Genomic DNA, 16,608 nt, shown 5'->3' on the forward strand with positions numbered 1-16,608 from the left:
GGGGTTCCACCAGTTGTTGCCTCCGGAGCCTGCCTGAATCTAGCCGCGCCAAGCGTCTGCGCAGAGGTCTATCCAGGTGGGGAGGTCTGGTGCTGCGTCGATGGTGAGGAGGGAGTAGGGCGGGCAGGCTGGGTGGTCGGTGACGCCTTCGAAGGAGTGGTCGGGGGCGAAGAGGAGGAGGTCGCCTTTGGTGCGGTGGGCGAGGGTGAGGTTGCCGTTGGCTTCGACCGCGACCACGGAGTACTCGGCCGGGTCGATCGGCAGGTCCAGTCCGCTGTCTTCCCACAGCCAGGAGTACGCGTCGAGCACGTCCGCGGCGCGTACCTCGGCCGCGGCGACCGTGAGGACCTCGTTCTGGTTGCTCCACCAGCTCGGTGGTTCGCCGAAGCGTTCGACGATGCCGCCGCAGACCTTCCAGAACTCGCGATGGATCGGGTGCACCGCGTCGTTCCAGGCCGCGACCGGTGGATGACAGAGCCAGCCGCGCCGCCCCTCGGACGGGCCCCAGGCAACCACCTCGTACGCCCTGCCGCCCACCGACACGGGCGTCACCGTCGCCGACGCGAGGAGGTCGGACAGTACGGGCAACCCGTCGACCCCACCCCGGGTCCACGGCAGCGCGGTACCGACGTCCACCTTCTCCCCCGGCTGGACGAACCACGAGACCTCTGCGACGAACCGCTCCCAGTCACTCATCGTCGGCGATGCTAACCAAGTCTCCAGCTTCTTGGGAGAGGACTCGGAACCCAGCTCGACCGAGTTCTGCACGCAGGGCCTCGGGGCGAAGGTGACGCCGATGCGGTTGGTACCACTGCAGGCAATAGCTGTCCACGATGAGGTCGTACTCCTTGCGCGCCGGCTCGTCCGCCATCGCGCAGACGTCCTGCACGCTGAAGGCAACCTCCACACCGCGTTCCCGCGCGAACCGCCGAGCGAGTTCGATCGCGTCCGGGATCAGGTCGATCCCGTCGACCCGGAAGCCTCGTTCCGCAAGGAAACGTACCTCACGCGCACCTCCACAGTCACGAGCACAATCGCACCCGCCTCTCCCGCCCCGCACCTGGATTACCAGCCGATACGGTCAGGCGATGAGCGATCTCAAGGCGGACCTCTCGGCAGCGCTGCACCAAGCCCGTACGGTGATGCTCACCAAGCTGGACGGATTGCCCGAGTACGACCGCCGTCGCCCGATGACGCCGACGGGGACGAATCTGCTCGGCCTGGTCAAACACCTGGCGGGGCTGGAGTACGGGTACCTCGGCGAGGCGTTCGGACGCCCGCCGATCGAACGACCGTCGTGGTTCCGCGACGACCCGTCCACCGAGATCGACCTGTGGGCCACACCGGACGAGTCGAGCGAGTACATCACCGCTGTGTACCGGCAGGCGTGCGCGCACTCCGACCGGACCATCGCCGAGCTCGATCTGGACAGCCCCGGCCAGGTCGCGCATTGGGTGGAAGGGGCAACGACCTTGGGCGCGCTGGTCCGGATGACCGCCGAGACCTCGCAGCACGCCGGCCATGCCGACATTCTTCGTGAGCTGATCGACGGCCGGACCACGGCGGACGCCGACGCCGCGTTCCTGAAGGGCAAGGTCCAGCAGGCCGCCGATCATTTCCGTGCCTTCGACAACGATGTCTGAGCTGCCTGTTGATCGGCGGTGTTCTGTCGGCGGTCTAAGAGCAGCTTCGACGGCTTCGTCAAGGCGACCGGTGCCCCCCGGGGTCCTGCCGGCAGTGGTTCGGGGTCAGTTCCGTCTACAACACCTCGACGGTGAAGCAGCGCCTGTACATCAGCAGAACCTGCACCGGCACACCCGCGCGCAGCTTCGCCCCCGGTCAGTACATCTCCGACCTCGGCTACGACTACTACTCGCTGGGCGGCTAGCTGATCGACCGGCCCGACAGAAGATCTCCGGCGAGGATGTCGAACGGGGCCGGACCCGTTCGTAGCCAGGGTGAGAGATCGGCACCGGGCCGGTCGGTTCAGTACCGGAGGTCACCATGTACGCGACCAGCAGCACTCCCCGCGAAGCCCTCGCGCGCCGCCTGTGCCAGGAGCTGCTGGTACCGATCCACGAGGTCGCCTACATGGCCGACGAGCCGACCGAGGCGCTCCAGGCCCTCGGTTACGAGGGCTACTGGCCCGGTTACTTCGCCGCCCGCTCCGCGCCGCTGGGCAAGGTACCGGCCGAGGTCGTGGACGCGCTCTTCTACAACTTCGCGCCCGGCGAGGTCGCCGCCTGCATCCCCGAGGTCTGGGACGTCGCCACCCCCGACGCCGTACTCGCCGCCCGCGAGCAGGGCTGTGTCGCCGCCCTGCGCCGGATGGTGGGTGACCTCGCCGACGGCCCCGCGGTCGCCCGATCCGCCGATCTCGTGCTCCGCGCCGCTTTCAACGCCCCAGGCGAAGGACGGATCCTGTACTCCGCGCTCCGGTCGCTCCCGGTGCCCGACGAGCCGGTCGCCCGTCTCTGGCACGCGGCGACGCTCCTGCGTGAGCACCGCGGCGACGGCCACCTCACCGCCTTGGTCGCCGCCGGGATCAACGGCCAGGAGTCCCATGTGCTTCACGCCCTCGCGCACGGCATGACACCGCGCGAGTTCGGCCGCCTCGACCCGCTCTCGCCGGACCAGCTCGCCGCCGTCGTCGAAGGGTTGCAGGTCCGTGGACTCGTCGACGACGACACGCGGCTCACCCCGGCCGGCCGTGCGACCAAGGACCGGATCGAGGCCCTCACCGACACGCTGGCCGCGCCCGCGTACGACGTCCTGACGCCGGCGGAGGCCGACCAGCTCACCGCCGACCTGGGCCCCCTCGCCGAGAAGATCACCCCCGCCGGCCACTAGTGCGGTGGTCTGAGCTCATCGGAGGTGCAAGGCCGTCACTCGCCATCGGCCCGAGCAGTAGCGAGAAGTCGCCTGTTTGCTTGCGATAGGTTGCGCGCCGTGAGCGAGCTGGGAGCTGTTGGTTGGCCGCCCGGTCGGATCAGGACCGCGCGGCTGGTGCTTCGGGAGCCTGAGGGGCGGGATCGGGCTGGGGTCATCGACCTGCTCGCGTCGCCGGAGGTGGGTACGTACATCGGTGGGGCGCAGTCGCGGGATGCTCTGGAGCGGGCTGTTCCTGAGGTGCCCAACCGGCGGCCCGGGTTGTTCGTGGTCGAGCTCGACGGGGAGATGATCGGCACCGTCTCGCTCGATCGACGCGAGCCTGAGCGCCCTCGGCACGACGGGCTGAGTACCGAGGTCGCGCTCGGCTACCTGTTCCTGCCCGCGGCTTGGGGACACGGGTACGCCGCCGAGGCGTCCGCGGCGGCGCTCGACTGGTTCAGTACCGCGCTGCCCGGCGAGCCGGTCGTGCTCTACACCCAGACCGCCAACAGCCGCTCACTGCGGGTCGCGGCGAAATTGGGGTTCGCCGAGGTGGACCGGTTCGAGGCGTACGGCGCTGAACAGTGGTGCGGCCGGTGGCCCTCCCCCACCTCGACCGATTGAGCTGGTCTCGCGCGCCACAGGTGTCATCCCATCCGGGTGATGTGTGGGTAGCTGGTGGTTGGTGCCATCGAGGTGGGAGTGGACGACCACGGGAGGCGAGTCGGATGACCGGGACCAGGCGGGTCGCGCACCCCGACGTCACGGAACGGCGGGCTCGGGGCAAAGAGGCGAGGATCCGGACACCGCTGGCCAGCCATGGTGCCTGGGAACCGGCCGCGGACCGGCCCGACCCGGTCAAGCTGCTCACGGATCAGGACGCCGATCGGGAGGCCGATCTCGTCCCGGTGCGGCACGGGCGGATGCTGGCTTCTCCGTTCACCTTCTACCGCGGCGCCGCCAAGATCATGGCGTCCGACCTCGACGGGACCCCGGTGGCCGGGCTCACCGTCCAGCTCTGCGGTGACGCGCACCTGTCGAACTTCGGGGCGTTCGCCTCCCCCGAACGGCGGTTGCTGTTCGACCTGAACGACTTCGACGAGACCCTGCCCGGTCCGTTCGAGTACGACGTCAAACGGATGGCGGCCAGCTTCACCATCGCCGCCCGGAACAACGGCTTCTCCAAGGCCGACGCCCGGGCGGCGACGGTGGAGTCCGTGGCGGCGTACCGGAAGGCGATGGCCGACTTCGCGAAGATGGGCACGATGGCGATCTGGTACTCGCATCTGGACGAGGAGGAGCTGCTGGCCGGGATCCGCCAGGCCCGGACCGCCGCCAGTACCGGGAAGGACAAGAAGAACGCGAAGAAGCTCAAGCGGGCCGAGGCGACCGCCGTGAAGGCCGTCGAGAAGGCCCACACCCGGGACAGCCTGCAGGCGTTGTCGAAGCTGGGTGAGCTGGTCGACGGACGGTACCGGATCATCAGCCAGCCGCCGATCGTGGTCCCGATGCGGGAGCTGGAGAGCGAGTACAACCTGTCCGCGGACGAGATCGAGCATGCGCTGCACGAGCAGTTCCGGGCGTACCGGGCGACCTTGCGCGACGATCAGCGTCAGCTGCTGGAGCGGTTCGAGCTGATCGACATCGCCCGGAAGGTGGTCGGGGTCGGCAGCGTCGGGACCCGGGCGTTCATCGGGCTGCTGCAGGGCCGCGACCAGAAGGATCCGCTGTTCCTGCAGGTCAAGGAGGCCACCAGGTCCGTGCTGGAGGACCACCTGCCCAGGAGCCGGTACAAGCAGCACGGCGAGCGGGTCGTGTACGGCCAGCGGATGATGCAAGCCGCCAGCGACATCTACCTGGGCTGGACCAAGGGGCTGGACAACAACCGGCACTTCTACTGGCGGCAGCTGCGCGACATGAAGGGCTCGGCCGACGTCGAGACGATGCTCCCGACCGGCCTCGTCTTCTACGCCCGGGTCTGCGGCTGGACCCTGGCCCGGGCGCACGCCCGCTCCGGTGATCCGATCGCGATCCACGCCTACCTGGGGAAGCGGGACCACTTCGACGAGGCGATCGCCGACTTCTCCAAGCACTACGCCGACCAGAACGAGCGCGACTACCAGGCCTTCGCCGAGGCGGTCCGCTCCGGACAGCTGACAGCACTCGAAGGCGTCTGAAGGCCGCTGACCGGCCCCCGCACCGAGCGCGCCGACCGCGGGAGGTCCACGATGGCGGAGGAGCCCGACCACCGGGTTCGGCCCCGACGGCGGCCGAGGCGGGTCCGCGAGCTCATCGCCTCACCCGACAGCTACGGCCTGGTGCTGGTGCTCATCCTGGTCACCTACGTCGTGACCGCGATGGCCACGTCGGCCTGGACGGCGTCGCTGGGCCTGGTCCTGCAGATCACGACGATCTGGATGACGCTCCGGGCTTCCCAGGCGCGCCGGCGACTTCGCGCGGTGGCCAGTGTCCTCCTGGTCGCCTCGGCCGGGATCGCGGTCCTGCACCTGTTCGTCCCGAACGAGGCCGCGAGTTCCGGGATCATCGCCGTGACCAGCGGACTGCTGTACCTGGCCGCGCCGGTCGTCATCGTGCGCCACCTGGTCCTGCGTCCGGCCGTCGACGGCGAGACGCTGCTGGGTGCGATCGCGGCGTACTTGATGGTCGGGATGGCGTTCGCCTTCCTGTACCGGGCCCTGGGGGTGATCCAGGACGGTCCGTTCTTCGGGCCGCAGGGCGAGGGCGACTCCGCCCAGGACCTGTTCTTCTCGTTCACGACCCTGACCACCACGGGGTACGGCAATCTGGTCCCCGCCGAGAATCCGGGTCAGAGCCTCGCCGTCGGGGAGATGCTGATCGGCCAGCTGTTCCTGGTGACGGCGGTGGCCAAGGTCGTCAACGCCGTACGCCCTGCGCGCAGGCGCCCGCCGTCCGACGACGGCTGAACCGCGGCCTACTGGCGCGGCTGGGTCCCCGTTCGCCAGTCCACGCCGAGCGTGCCTTGCGCGGCCGACATCCCACTCCGTCCCCCGCCGACCCCGCGCAGGATCATGGCGAAGCCGACGGCGACGACGGCGCCACCCACCGGGCCGACCAGGTAGGCCCACCAGGCGCTCCAGTCGTTGAGTACCAGGGCCGGTCCGAGCGATCGCGCGGGGTTCATCGACGCGCCGCTGACCGGCGATCCCCACAACCCGGCCAGCGCGATGTAGCTGCCGACCCCGAGGGCGGCGAACGGCCCGATCTGCTGGGCGCCGGAGGCGGTCCCGAGAATCACGCTCACGAGTCCGGTGGTCAGCACGATCTCCCACAGCATCGCCGTGGTGGCCGAGATCCCGTTGCCTGGCAGGGTCAGCCCGGCACTGCCTTGCTTGTCGATCAGCGCGGCCAGCAGCAGCGTGGCCAGTACGGCGCCCAGCAGCTGCGCGACGATATAGGCCGGCACCCGCTTCCACGGGAAGTCACCCCTCAGCGCGAACGCGATGCTCACCGCCGGATTCAGGTGCGCACCGGACACCGCGCCCATGAACAGGATGATGGCCGCCACCATCAACGCCGGTGACACGACCAAGGCGCCGTACGGGACCGCGTCGCCGCCGAAACGCGCGTTCACCATCCCGCCACCGACGGCGACGAGGACCAGGAAGAACGTGCCGAGCAGTTCGGAGAACAGCCGCCGCGCCTCGTAACTGCCGTCCCAGAAGTCGAACTCGTGGGCGACCGAGTTCGGCACCCCGAAGGACCGCAGCGCTACCTCGACATGCGCGGGAGTAGTCCTACCGTCGGGCGCGGCCGGTCGGACCTGTCCCTCTTGCTTGCTGGTCATCTGGACGCCCCTCTCCGGTCGGCCCCCTCCTCCCAGGGTGAGAATCGAGCGTCCTAGACGGCATCACCCTGCGCGGATGACGCTCCCCCGGACCTGACGCGTGAGAGGCTCCGACCCTCGAAGGAGGGGCCATGAGACACGTCTATCTCGTCACGCATCCCGAGGCACAGGATCACGTCGACGGCCTCGTCGGAGGCTGGTACGACTCGGAGCTGACAGCCCGTGGGCACCTGCAGGCGGAGCGCATCGCCGACGTGCTGGCGAGCAGGATCGGACCTCAGCCGGTCGAGGTGTACTCCTCCGACCTCCGCCGAGCCGGCCAGGCGGCAGCGCGCATCGCCCAGAGGTTCTCCGTCGACGTCCGGACCGACCCGCGACTCCGCGAGCGGTCCAACGGCGAGGCGGACGGGCGTCCCCAGGCGTGGCTGGCCGAGCGCCGCATCCCGATGCCGGAATTCGGCGACCGCCTCGGCCACCACGACGGACCAGCCGGCGCCGAAACCCGGCTGGCCCTGGTCGAACGCCTCTACCCGGCCCTCGAAGACATCCTCAGCCGCGACGCCGAGTACCAGATCGTCGTGTCCCACGGCTCCGCCACCAGCTACCTGATCACCGCCTGGCTGGGCATGCCGATGAAGTCCACAGACCGAGCCTTCTTCCCCCTGACCTCAGGCAGCATCACCACCCTCCTCCACAACGACACCCACCACAGCCACCAGGTCATCACCCTCAACGAAACAACCCACCTACAGGGTCTGTAAAAGCGTCGGTTGAGGTGGCGGGGCAGAATCGGCTTGTGAAGAAGCCCCAGACGGATCCCGTGATCGCGCGTAACCGGAAGGCTGCTCACGACTACGAGTTGGGGGAGTCGTGGGAGGCGGGGATCGTGTTGCAGGGGATGGAGGTGAAGGCGCTCCGGGCTGGGCGGGCTTCTTTGGTGGGTGGATTCGCGCAGGTCGAGAACGGGGAGATCTGGCTGCACGGCGTCCACATCCCGCAGTACATGCAAGCTCGCTGGTTCAACGACGGGTCGCGCCGGAAGCGGAAGTTGCTGCTGCACCGGGCTGAGATCGACAAGATCGAGCGCAAGGTGAACGAGAGCGGGCTGACGATCGTCCCGACACTCCTGTACTTCAAGGACGGCCGCGCGAAGGTCGAGATCGCCCTCGGCCGCGGCAAGAAGACGTGGGACAAGCGGCAGGCACTCGCCGAGCGGGAGGCGAGCCGGGAGGCCCAGCGCGCGCTCAGCCGGCGGCTCAAGGGCCGCTCGGCCTGAGGGTCTACCTGCGGTCTGGCCAGGCGATTGTCACCAGGCGTGCCTTGTCGATACCCCAGGTGACCGAGACCTAGTAATGTGTCGTCAGCCGGCGTTCCGCTCGGCAAAGCTCGGAACTTGGGGAAGGTATGCAGCCTGAGACGCCAATGACGACGGTCAACGAATCCATTCCGACAGCCGCGCGCATGTACGACTTCTATCTCGGGGGCAAGGACAACTTCGCCGCCGACCGCGCGGCCGTAGCGGAGCTGGACAAGGTCGTACCCAGCACCCGCGCCCTGGCCGTGAACAACCGGCAGTTCCTCGCGCGGGCCGTGAAGGTCCTCGCCGAGGAGCACGGGATCAGGCAGTTCCTCGACCACGGCTCCGGTCTGCCCTCGCAGAACAACGTGCACCAGGTCGCCCAGCGCACCGCCCCGGACTCCCACGTCGTCTACGTCGACAACGACCCGGTGGTCCTCGCGCACGGCCGCGCCCTGCTGGTCGAGGACGAGCGCACCACGGTCATCCAGGCCGACATGCGCGACACGGACACGATCTTCTCCCACCCGGACACCGAGCGGCTGCTCGACTTCTCCAAGCCGGTGGCGGTCCTGTTCAACTCGGTCTTCCACTGCATCCCGGACAGCGAGACCGACGGTCCGCCGGCCGTGGTCCGCCGCGTCACCGAGAAACTGGTCCCGGGCAGCTTCGTGGTGCTGTGCCAGCTGGTCAGCGAGGACGCCTCGATCCGCGAGTCGGTCACCAAGTTCATGGACCAGGCGACCCAGGGACACTGGGGCCGCGTCCGCGAGGAGAAGGACGTCGCCGGCTGGTTCGAGGGCATGGACATCCTCGAGCCGGGTCTGGTCGAGGTCTCCACCTGGCGTCCCGACGAGGCCCAGACCCCGGCCAAGCAGCTGACCCGGGAGTGGATCGAGTTCGGCGGCGTCGCCCGCCTGCGCTGACCCGAAGCTCCAGCGCCGGGCGACTTCGTCCGGCGCCTCGACCGGGCGTCCGGTCGGCCACGCGCTGAAGTCCGGCAAACTATTTCGGGCATCGGCACGTCTTCACCAACGGACACCGTGCTGCCGGCGAGTCGCGACAGCACGTGGATCGTTGCTGCCGGCCGACCGAAGGAGCGCTTGGTGCCGAAGACCGATTACGACGAGTTCGCCGAGGCGTACGCCGCGGACAACGAGGTCAATCTGCTCAACGGCCACTACGAGCGGCCCGCGATGCTGAGCCTCGCCGGCGACGTGACCGGCCGGCGGATCCTCGATGTCGGCTGTGGCGCCGGTCCGTTGTCGGCGGCGCTCCGCGACCGTGGCGCGATCGTCTCCGGCTTCGACCTGAGCTCGGCGATGATCGACCTGGCTCGCCGACGGCTGGGCGAGGACGCCGACCTGACCGTCGCCGACCTGGCCAAGCCGCTCCCGTACGACGACGCCGCGTTCGACGACGTCATGGCGTCCCTCGTCCTGCACTACCTGGAGGACTGGACCGAGCCGCTCGCGGAGCTCCGCCGGGTACTGAAGCCGGGCGGGCGCCTCATCCTGTCGCTGAACCACCCGATCGTCCACCAGGCGCTGAACCCCGACGCCGACTACTTCGGGGTCACCGAGTTCTCCTTCGACGCCGAGCACGCCGGCCGTACCGTCGTCTACACGCTCTGGCACCGGCCTCTGCAGGCGATGAGCGACGCCTTCACAGCGGCCGGATTCCGGATCTCGGCCATCAGCGAGCCGCCGATCGACCCGGACACGCCCACCGAACTGCGTCCGGAGGGTCTGCCACACCCGGCAAGGTTCATCAGCTTCATCTTCTTCGTCCTCGAGGCGTGCTGACCCGACCGATGACGTTGACCGACGCAGAGGTTGCGCTCAAGGCAGCCAAGGCCGGAGCGCGTGTCGTCGCCGGGGCGTACGGCCGGGAGACCACCCGATACGCCAAGTCGTCGACGGATTTCGCGACCCAGACCGATCTGGACGGCGAGAAGGCCATCGTGGCCGTGCTCTCGGCCCACCGACCGGACGACGCCCGGGAAGGAGAGGAGTTCGGTCGATCCGGTCCCGCCTCAACGGCTCGGCGGTGGTTGATCGACCCCTTGTGCGGGACCCTCAACTTCGCCGCCACCACTCCCCTGATGGTCGTGAATGTCGCCCTGCTCGACGACGATCGGACAGTAGCCGCAGCCTCTGCCGACCCGATGGCGGACGAGATCTTCTGGACCGACGGCGGGTCGGCGTGGGTGCGACGCGGGGACACCGACGATCCACTGGTCCCAACGCCGGCCACGGGACTGGTGGAGATCAACGTCGACCGACCCAGCGGCAGCAGATCGGTCAGCGCGCAACTCGTGGCTGACGTCGCGTTCCGCTCGCAGTACTCGCCACGCGTTCTTTCCTCGACTCTGGGCGTCGCCTGGGTCGCGGCCGGCCGACGCGCCGCGTACGTCTCCGACGGAACCTTCCGCAACGACCTCCACTTCGCCGCCGGCCTGGCAATCACCGAAGCTGCCGGCTGCGTCGTCACGAATCTTTCCGGAGGCCCGTTGCACGCAGGCGACGGCCTGGTGGTCAGCGCCTCCGAGCAAGTCCAGGCAGACCTTCTCGAGCACCTTGAGCGACTCCGCTAGTCGCCTCGGAGAAGCTCTGTTCCAGCGTCATCCGAACGGCCAGGAAGGCTGAATGGTATGCGGGCACTTCTCCTGAGCGGCTTTCTGGCCACGGTCTGCTCGCTGCTGGGGACGCGGGTCGCGGTCGGGTGGTTCGCCCGGCGCGGCTTCGGCCAGCCGATCAGGCAGGACGGACCGAGGACCCACCACGTCAAGCGGGGTACGCCGACGATGGGCGGCCTCGTGATCCTGCTGAGTGCCACCGCGGCGTACTTGGCGGCAACGATCCTGACCGGCCGGTGGCCGAGTGCCAGCGCTTGGCTGCTGATGCTGCTGTTCCTCGGCTGCGGGGTGGTGGGGTTCCTCGACGACTTCATCAAGGTCTACACCCAGAACAACCAGGGCCTGAGCAGCCGGGCCAAGATGGCGGGCCAGACGCTGGTCGCGCTCGTCTTCGGGGTCCTGGCCACGCAGTTCTTCGCCGACGAGCGCGGTGTCCGGCCGGCGTCGCAGTACCTCTCGACCACACACGACTGGGGGATCAAGCTGCCCCTGGTCGTGGTCCTGCTGGTGATCTGGTTCCTCGTCACCGCGACGTCCAACGGCGCCAACCTCACCGACGGTGCCGACGGGCTGCTCGCCGGTTCGTCGGCGCTGATCTTCGGCGCGTACACGATCGTGAACATCTGGCAGAACAACCAGCTGTGCGACTCCACGCGGCCGAACGTGGTGGAGTCACAGTGCTACCAGGTCCGCGACCCGCTCGACCTGGCGATCTTCGCGGCCGCCATCGCCGCTGCCTGTGTCGGCTTCCTCTGGTGGAACGCCAAGCCCGCCCGCATCATCATGGGCGACGTCGGTTCACTCGCCCTCGGCGGCGCCCTGGCAGGCCTGGCCATCATGTCCCGCACCGAACTCCTGATGGCCGTGATCGCCGGACTGTTCGTCCTCGAGACCCTGTCCGTGCTGCTGCAGATGATCAGCTTCAAGGTCACCAAGCGACTCACGGGTACCGGCCGTCGCATCTTCCGCATCGCTCCCATCCACCACCATTTCGAACACCTCGGATGGGACGAAGTCAACGTAGTGATCCGCTTCTGGGTCATCGCCGGCGTCTTCGTCGCGCTCGGCCTCGGCATCTTCTACGCCACCTGGCTGACCTGACCCTCACGTACAGAACTGGTGGGTTCAGGGGGTGATGGTGATCTGTCGAGCGATCTCCAGGACCCGGTCCAGGGACAGTGGGGCGTCAGGCATGTCTGCGTGTTCGGGGCGGTAGGCGGCGCTGGAGACGGAGATGCCGGTGCCGTCGGGCTTGACCAGGGTGACGTCGTAGGCATGGCCAACGGTGCCAGGGACGGTATAGGTCCGCAGATAAGCCGTCGATCCGTCCGCGAAATCCTCGATCCGGGTGCACGGATCGCCGGTACTCCCAGGGGTACAGGGCAACCGCCACCTGCCCGGGGAGCTGACCGCGATGTGCACAGTGATTTGACCGAGCCCCGGGTAGGTTCGGTCCGCGCCGGCGATCACCTGACGCTTCCTCGGTTCGTGCGCGAACTCGAAGTCGAACAACCGGGGACGGTCCATCTCATCGATCTCGGGGACCAGCCGCACAACCTCGTCCAGCAGGGCCTTCGACCGCTCGGTGGACCGATCGGCGATCACCTTCTGCGTGACGCCGACACGCAGCGACGACATCGGCGACGTACCCGCCACGAATTCGACGATCCGGCCGGCGGCAAGGCGATAGAGCGCCAGGCCAGTGAAACGGACAGGCCGTTCGGTCACTGGAAGGCCCGGCGAGTCCTCCAAGTGCGTGCCCTCCAATGACCAGGACACCGCGACCTTGTCCGCCTCCGCGATCAGCTCCACGATCGCGACCCGCAGATCGGGGACGCCGACGAGGGCGGAAGCCCAGCTCTGCTTGGTTCCTTCCAGACCGCCTGGCTGCGGCAGGACACCAGGGTCGAGGTAGTTCGCAGCGTAGAACTCGTCAGCGCGGTGTAGCTCGTGCCGGGTGAAGACCGCGTCGTACGCGTCCCGCAGGATCGCCTTGTTCCCCTCCGCGGACATGGTGATCGCCCCCTCAACGATGCTGGTCCCCCAGCTTTTGACGCCGGCCAAGGTGCGGTGGTTGGCCGGCGGGCTGGTCTGGTTGGAGCTGGAGTTGGCTCCAGGTGGGCTGTTACGTTCGGGTGATGACGACCTACTCGCCGGCCGAGGCGGCCGCGGAATCCGGGTTCAGCATCGATACGCTGCGGTACTACGAGCGCGAAGGCATTCTGCCGCGGATCGAGCGCAACGCTGGTGGGCGGCGCGTATACAGCGACGGCGATCTCTGGATGCTCGGATTCCTGCGGTGCCTGCGCGACACCGGGATGTCGATCGAGCAGCTGCGCCGGTACGGCGAGCTGAGCCGTGACGAGACCACGATGCCGGAGCGAGTCGCGTTGCTGGAGGAGCACGCCGCCTCGATCCGGGCGAGGATCGCCGAGCTCGACGCGACCCTCACCCGGGTCGAGGAGAAGGCGGAGTGGTACCGCGGGGAGCTCCGCCGGACCGGGGATGCGGCGTCCTGAGCCACTCCGGTATCGGGCTGTCCTAGGCGCCGTCCAGCTCCGCCAGTTCGTCCTCGGTGAGGACGGTGGACGCGCCTTCCACGGCCTGCTCGACCTGTTCGACGCTGCTGACCCCGACGATCGGGGTCAGCGCCGGGCTCCCGGAGGCCAACCACGCGAGCACCACCTGGCCCGGTCGGAGTCCGCGTGCAGTGGCGACCCGGGTCAGCGCCGCCAGCCGTCGTTCGGTGCCCGGGTGGCGGTACTCGGTCTCGAGTGGGCGGTCGTCGCGGTCGTACCGGCCCAGGAGGGTGGCGGTGTAGACCCAGCCCTCGAACGACGGGTTGCGCCGCAGGAAGTCGAGGCCGTCCGGCGACAGCATTCCCAGCGGGATCGGCTGGCCCTCCACGGCCATGCCACCGGCGGGCTGAAGGTAGGAGTAGCGCTCCTGGTACGCGACCGGTTCCGGTTGGCCGGCGCGTTCGGCGGTGGCCCGGATCCGCTCGAGCAGCCAGGACGGGTGGTTCGACAAGCCCCAGCGAGCGGTCAGTCCGTCACGGACCAGGCCGCCGAACGTCTCGACCAGGTCTTCCACCGGAACGGTCGGGTCTTCGACATGCGCCCAGTACAGGTCCACCCCGTCCACGCCCAGCCGCTCCAGGCTCTTGTCCATGGCGGTGCGGACCACGTCCTTGCCCAGCCCTTCGAGATGGTCGGGGAATCCGCCGACCCGCGTCGGCTGGGCGCCGACCTTGGTACTGAGGCGGACGCGGACTCCGGGGTTGGACGCCAGCCAGCGGCCCAACAAAGCCTCGCTCTGGCCACCGAAGCCGGTCTCGGAGGTCCAGAAGCTGTAGTTGTTGGAGGTATCGACGAAGGCGCCGCCCAATTCGGCGTACCGGTCGAGGATCGAGAATGCGGTCGGTTCGTCCACCCTGGTGCCGAAGTACATCGTCCCGAGGGCCATCGTGGGTGTGTTCATGACCCCACCCTCATAGCTGGAGCGCGCTCCAGGTCAAGCCGCCACCGGAGTAGTCCGGCGTTTCTGGGCGCCCCGGAACGCGATCGCGGCACCAACGGTGATCGCGAGGACGTAGAGCCGGTAGGGATCGGTCGCCCCAAGACTGACCGAAGCGCTCCACGTGATCATGAGTCCGCCGGCGAAGAGAGCAGCCTGAAGCGACGTCGATTCGACGACGTCCAGGATGGTCAGGGTCCGCACCGACGTGCGCCGGTCCACGGCGCGATGGACCAGTTCGAGCATTGCCAGTAGCGCGACATCGCGGCAGGCGACCGCCACGGCGAAAAGCGCGAGGGTTGCCATCCCGGCGATGCCCGAGCCCTCGGGCGAGGGAAGTCCGACGAAGCAGAGGGCGACGACCACAAGGGCGGCCACCGAGACCCGAGCGCGGCCGAAGAGGTTGCCTGCTGTCGGTCGCCAGAGGGCGGCAACAGCGATCGTGACGCCGATCTCGACCGCGCCGATGACGCCAAGGTCGGCCGACGGCCAGAACACCTTGGCAGCGTAGACGGGAAACAAGGGCCACGCGGACGCCACCGCGAAGCCGGTAAAGACCAACAGGGGAACGACGTCCCGGGGCACACCGCCTCGGCCAGCGAGGGGTCTCAGGGTGCTTTCGCCGACGGTCACCGGGGCGTCGTTGCCGGGTCCAGGCATCGGCAACTTCCGCAGCATCAGCATGATGGCGCAGGCGGTGATCATGACACCGACGAGGATGGCGACACGGACGGCACTGTCCCCTGCGCCAAAGAGCAGCAGCACCGCCACCAGTACCGCGCTGCCGGCTGCGCGCCCCCGCGAGTTGACGTTCTGGCGCTGGGTGGACGTCAGCGTCAAGGACAGCAACGGCTGCCACGAAGTCGCGAACAGCACCGACACCGCCAGCTCCGCGACCACCGTCACGCTCAGCCCGACAACCACGATGGCCGTGGCGACGGTCCCAGACCGTGCAAGGAACACCATCACGGCGAGTAGCCCGGCTGCGGCAGCTACAACCCCGAAGAAGGCGATCAGGTTGCGCTGCGAGACAGAGATCGGCATGCGGGCGGCCCAGATCTGGATCGGCACGGAGACCACTCCGAGTCCCAGCGCAGTGCCGATCGCCGCTGGTGATGCGCCGAGATCCTCGACAGCGAGGATCTGGAACACCGCTCCACCGTCCACGCCCAAAGCTGACTTGAGGGTGGGCAGCGCCAGCATGGCCAGCAGGAAGCGCCCGAACCAGACAGAGGTCATCGACGGGGCCTGCCGACAAGCAACGTGGCGATGAACCCGGCCGCGCAGAGGGCGCAGGCAACCACCACAAGTGCGTCGGTACCACGGGCCAGTGCGGCGCCTCCCGCAACGGCGCCAAGCGCGATGCCGGCGTTCGCGGCCGACGCTCCCAGGGTCGCCGCAAGATCCGTGGCCGGCGCAGCCAGGCTCATCAGACGGAGCTGAAAAGCCGGAATGTAGGCGAACGCGGAGAGCCCGCATACGACCAGACAGACCGTAACCACGACCGGAGAGGACCCCACAACGGCCAGCGCGCCCAATGCCACGGTCGCGATACCCGCTCCGATGGTCATCGTCGCCACCGCGGACCTGTCGGCGAGACGACCCCCAAGGATTGTGCCCACCGCGCTGGCCAGGCCGAACGCCAGCAGAACGGCACTGACCCCGGCGCCGGTCGTGCCGGTGCGGTGCTCCAGGAACTCTGTGACATACGTGTAGAGGCTGAACACCCCGCCCATCACCAGCAGGATCAAGCCGAGGAACGCCACCACCCGTGGGGACATCGCGGCCCGCAGCGTCCCGGTCACCTCCGCGCCGACGGCTTCCCGCACCGAGGGTACGACCCCGGCGACCACGATCAGCGCGACCGCGGACACGGCAGCGACCACCCAGAACGCGGCGCGCCAACCGAGTGCCTCACCGAAGAGCCTGCCCAGCGGGGCACCGAGTACCGTCGCCACCGCGATGCCGCCGAAGACCAACGCCACGGCGCCACCTCGTCGATGCGGGGCCGCCAGCGCCGCGGCGTGCGAGGTCGCAAAGCCGACGTAGAGCCCATGGATGGAACCGGCTACCAACCGCAGCACGACAAGGAAGGCGAGGCTGGGCGCCACGGCGGTGGCCACGTTGGCCACCACGAAGGCAGACAAGGCAGCCAACAGGACGCTCCGTCGATCCATCCGGGCGGTCGCGACGGCCAGGAGCGGCCCCCCGACGCAGACACCGAGGGCATAGGCGGTGACGATGTATCCGGTGGCGGCCACGCTGCTGCGGAGGTCATCACCGACCAAGCCGAGAACGCCGATCGCGGCGAGCTCGCAGAAGCCGATCGCGCACGCGCCGAAGCCCAACGCGAGCACAGCGCGTCGATCCGTACCAGGGATGATCTGCGCCGGATCCGGTTTCACTGGTTGTCTCGCCATGCCAAGGAGTCTGGCCAGGAGCCGTCAGGGCCAACAATGC

Annotated in this window: 19 protein-coding genes; 12 read left to right on the forward strand and 7 right to left on the reverse strand. The window is 68.6% G+C overall.

Annotation, left to right across the window (positions count from 1 at the left end; all coding sequences use genetic code 11):
- Window positions 1-39: 39 nt before the first annotated feature.
- Both FB561_RS05315 and FB561_RS39170 read right to left on the reverse strand, forming a co-directional pair.
- The gene (locus FB561_RS05315; protein ID WP_145803618.1) at window positions 40-696 is read right to left on the reverse strand and encodes a hypothetical protein; all 657 of its coding nucleotides are present in this window, start codon (window positions 694-696) and stop codon (window positions 40-42) included.
- Complete coding sequence (locus tag FB561_RS39170; protein WP_170284580.1) at window positions 689-1,060, reverse strand: class I SAM-dependent methyltransferase; 372 nt, start codon at window positions 1,058-1,060, stop codon at window positions 689-691. Before FB561_RS39170 ends, FB561_RS05315 begins: the two co-directional genes overlap by 8 nt.
- A 28-nt stretch (window positions 1,061-1,088) precedes the next feature.
- Between FB561_RS39170 and FB561_RS05325 the strand changes: the two genes are divergently transcribed.
- From FB561_RS05325 to FB561_RS05345, 5 genes are all read left to right on the forward strand, one after another.
- The gene (locus FB561_RS05325; RefSeq protein ID WP_145803620.1) at window positions 1,089-1,643 is read left to right on the forward strand and encodes a DinB family protein; all 555 of its coding nucleotides are present in this window, start codon (window positions 1,089-1,091) and stop codon (window positions 1,641-1,643) included.
- A 361-nt stretch (window positions 1,644-2,004) separates the two neighbouring features.
- Window positions 2,005-2,850: an SCO6745 family protein gene (locus FB561_RS05330; protein ID WP_145803622.1), complete on the forward strand. Its 846-nt coding sequence runs from the start codon at window positions 2,005-2,007 to the stop codon at window positions 2,848-2,850.
- A 156-nt stretch (window positions 2,851-3,006) separates the two neighbouring features.
- Window positions 3,007-3,495: a GNAT family N-acetyltransferase gene (locus tag FB561_RS05335; protein ID WP_238334663.1), complete on the forward strand. Its 489-nt coding sequence runs from the start codon at window positions 3,007-3,009 to the stop codon at window positions 3,493-3,495.
- Between the two features lie 104 nt (window positions 3,496-3,599).
- Entirely contained in the window at window positions 3,600-5,048 is a 1,449-nt protein-coding gene (locus FB561_RS05340) for a DUF2252 domain-containing protein (protein WP_145803626.1), read from the forward strand.
- 51 nt (window positions 5,049-5,099) lie between these two features.
- The gene (locus FB561_RS05345; protein ID WP_145803628.1) at window positions 5,100-5,816 is read left to right on the forward strand and encodes an ion channel; all 717 of its coding nucleotides are present in this window, start codon (window positions 5,100-5,102) and stop codon (window positions 5,814-5,816) included.
- 8 nt (window positions 5,817-5,824) lie between these two features.
- On the opposite strand, the gene FB561_RS05350 is transcribed toward FB561_RS05345, so the two are convergent.
- The gene (locus FB561_RS05350; RefSeq protein ID WP_145803630.1) at window positions 5,825-6,697 is read right to left on the reverse strand and encodes an MIP/aquaporin family protein; all 873 of its coding nucleotides are present in this window, start codon (window positions 6,695-6,697) and stop codon (window positions 5,825-5,827) included.
- A 131-nt stretch (window positions 6,698-6,828) separates the two neighbouring features.
- Here FB561_RS05350 and FB561_RS05355 point away from each other — a divergent pair, with 131 nt between their 5' ends.
- From FB561_RS05355 to mraY, 6 genes are all read left to right on the forward strand, one after another.
- A complete protein-coding gene (locus FB561_RS05355) occupies window positions 6,829-7,458 on the forward strand; it encodes a histidine phosphatase family protein (protein WP_145803632.1) in 630 nt (209 codons plus the stop codon).
- A gap of 35 nt (window positions 7,459-7,493) precedes the next feature.
- Complete coding sequence (smpB, locus tag FB561_RS05360; RefSeq protein ID WP_145803634.1) at window positions 7,494-7,973, forward strand: SsrA-binding protein SmpB; 480 nt, start codon at window positions 7,494-7,496, stop codon at window positions 7,971-7,973.
- Window positions 7,974-8,158: 185 nt separating this feature from the next.
- Window positions 8,159-8,920 (forward strand): SAM-dependent methyltransferase, encoded by a 762-nt coding sequence (locus FB561_RS05365; RefSeq protein WP_238334664.1) that lies wholly within the window; start codon window positions 8,159-8,161, stop codon window positions 8,918-8,920.
- Window positions 8,921-9,100: 180 nt separating this feature from the next.
- Complete coding sequence (locus tag FB561_RS05370; protein ID WP_145803638.1) at window positions 9,101-9,799, forward strand: class I SAM-dependent methyltransferase; 699 nt, start codon at window positions 9,101-9,103, stop codon at window positions 9,797-9,799.
- Between the two features lie 8 nt (window positions 9,800-9,807).
- Window positions 9,808-10,590, forward strand: coding sequence for an inositol monophosphatase family protein (locus FB561_RS05375; protein WP_145803640.1), 783 nt, complete (start codon window positions 9,808-9,810; stop codon window positions 10,588-10,590).
- 57 nt (window positions 10,591-10,647) lie between these two features.
- The gene (gene mraY / locus FB561_RS05380) at window positions 10,648-11,733 is read left to right on the forward strand and encodes a phospho-N-acetylmuramoyl-pentapeptide-transferase (protein ID WP_145803642.1); all 1,086 of its coding nucleotides are present in this window, start codon (window positions 10,648-10,650) and stop codon (window positions 11,731-11,733) included.
- Between the two features lie 24 nt (window positions 11,734-11,757).
- On the opposite strand, the gene FB561_RS05385 is transcribed toward mraY, so the two are convergent.
- Window positions 11,758-12,645 (reverse strand): ester cyclase, encoded by an 888-nt coding sequence (locus tag FB561_RS05385; RefSeq protein WP_145803644.1) that lies wholly within the window; start codon window positions 12,643-12,645, stop codon window positions 11,758-11,760.
- 125 nt (window positions 12,646-12,770) lie between these two features.
- Between FB561_RS05385 and FB561_RS05390 the strand changes: the two genes are divergently transcribed.
- Window positions 12,771-13,151 (forward strand): MerR family transcriptional regulator, encoded by a 381-nt coding sequence (locus FB561_RS05390; RefSeq protein WP_145803646.1) that lies wholly within the window; start codon window positions 12,771-12,773, stop codon window positions 13,149-13,151.
- Window positions 13,152-13,173: 22 nt separating this feature from the next.
- Here FB561_RS05390 and FB561_RS05395 read toward each other — a convergent pair whose 3' ends face one another.
- Genes FB561_RS05395 through FB561_RS05405 form a run of 3 tightly spaced genes read right to left on the reverse strand, consistent with a single transcriptional unit; the run spans window position 13,174 to window position 16,568 of the window.
- Window positions 13,174-14,112 carry an aldo/keto reductase gene (locus FB561_RS05395; protein WP_170284581.1) on the reverse strand — a complete coding sequence of 313 codons (939 nt, stop codon included), beginning with the start codon at window positions 14,110-14,112 and terminating at the stop codon, window positions 13,174-13,176.
- A 33-nt stretch (window positions 14,113-14,145) separates the two neighbouring features.
- Complete coding sequence (locus tag FB561_RS05400) at window positions 14,146-15,387, reverse strand: hypothetical protein (protein ID WP_145803648.1); 1,242 nt, start codon at window positions 15,385-15,387, stop codon at window positions 14,146-14,148.
- The gene (locus tag FB561_RS05405) at window positions 15,384-16,568 is read right to left on the reverse strand and encodes an MFS transporter (RefSeq protein WP_145803651.1); all 1,185 of its coding nucleotides are present in this window, start codon (window positions 16,566-16,568) and stop codon (window positions 15,384-15,386) included. Before FB561_RS05405 ends, FB561_RS05400 begins: the two co-directional genes overlap by 4 nt.
- Window positions 16,569-16,608: the final 40 nt, after the last annotated feature.

It is taken from the genome of Kribbella amoyensis (assembly GCF_007828865.1).
GTDB lineage: Bacteria > Actinomycetota > Actinomycetes > Propionibacteriales > Kribbellaceae > Kribbella > Kribbella amoyensis.

Bases quoted from the DNA above. Each gene is read 5' to 3' on its own strand.
- mraY (WP_145803642.1), top strand. From the start codon at position 10,648: ATGCGGGCACTTCTCCTGAGCGGCTTTCTGGCCACGGTCTGCTCGCTG.
- FB561_RS05390 (WP_145803646.1), top strand. From the start codon at position 12,771: ATGACGACCTACTCGCCGGCCGAGGCGGCCGCGGAATCCGGGTTCAGC.
- FB561_RS05355 (WP_145803632.1), top strand. From the start codon at position 6,829: ATGAGACACGTCTATCTCGTCACGCATCCCGAGGCACAGGATCACGTC.
- FB561_RS05365 (WP_238334664.1), top strand. From the start codon at position 8,159: ATGTACGACTTCTATCTCGGGGGCAAGGACAACTTCGCCGCCGACCGC.
- FB561_RS05395 (WP_170284581.1), bottom strand. From the start codon at position 14,112: ATGAACACACCCACGATGGCCCTCGGGACGATGTACTTCGGCACCAGG.
- FB561_RS05405 (WP_145803651.1), bottom strand. From the start codon at position 16,568: ATGGCGAGACAACCAGTGAAACCGGATCCGGCGCAGATCATCCCTGGT.
- FB561_RS05345 (WP_145803628.1), top strand. From the start codon at position 5,100: ATGGCGGAGGAGCCCGACCACCGGGTTCGGCCCCGACGGCGGCCGAGG.
- FB561_RS05330 (WP_145803622.1), top strand. From the start codon at position 2,005: ATGTACGCGACCAGCAGCACTCCCCGCGAAGCCCTCGCGCGCCGCCTG.
- FB561_RS05385 (WP_145803644.1), bottom strand. From the start codon at position 12,645: ATGTCCGCGGAGGGGAACAAGGCGATCCTGCGGGACGCGTACGACGCG.
- FB561_RS05400 (WP_145803648.1), bottom strand. From the start codon at position 15,387: ATGACCTCTGTCTGGTTCGGGCGCTTCCTGCTGGCCATGCTGGCGCTG.
- FB561_RS05315 (WP_145803618.1), bottom strand. From the start codon at position 696: ATGAGTGACTGGGAGCGGTTCGTCGCAGAGGTCTCGTGGTTCGTCCAG.
- FB561_RS05350 (WP_145803630.1), bottom strand. From the start codon at position 6,697: ATGACCAGCAAGCAAGAGGGACAGGTCCGACCGGCCGCGCCCGACGGT.
- FB561_RS05325 (WP_145803620.1), top strand. From the start codon at position 1,089: ATGAGCGATCTCAAGGCGGACCTCTCGGCAGCGCTGCACCAAGCCCGT.
- FB561_RS05375 (WP_145803640.1), top strand. From the start codon at position 9,808: ATGACGTTGACCGACGCAGAGGTTGCGCTCAAGGCAGCCAAGGCCGGA.
- FB561_RS05340 (WP_145803626.1), top strand. From the start codon at position 3,600: ATGACCGGGACCAGGCGGGTCGCGCACCCCGACGTCACGGAACGGCGG.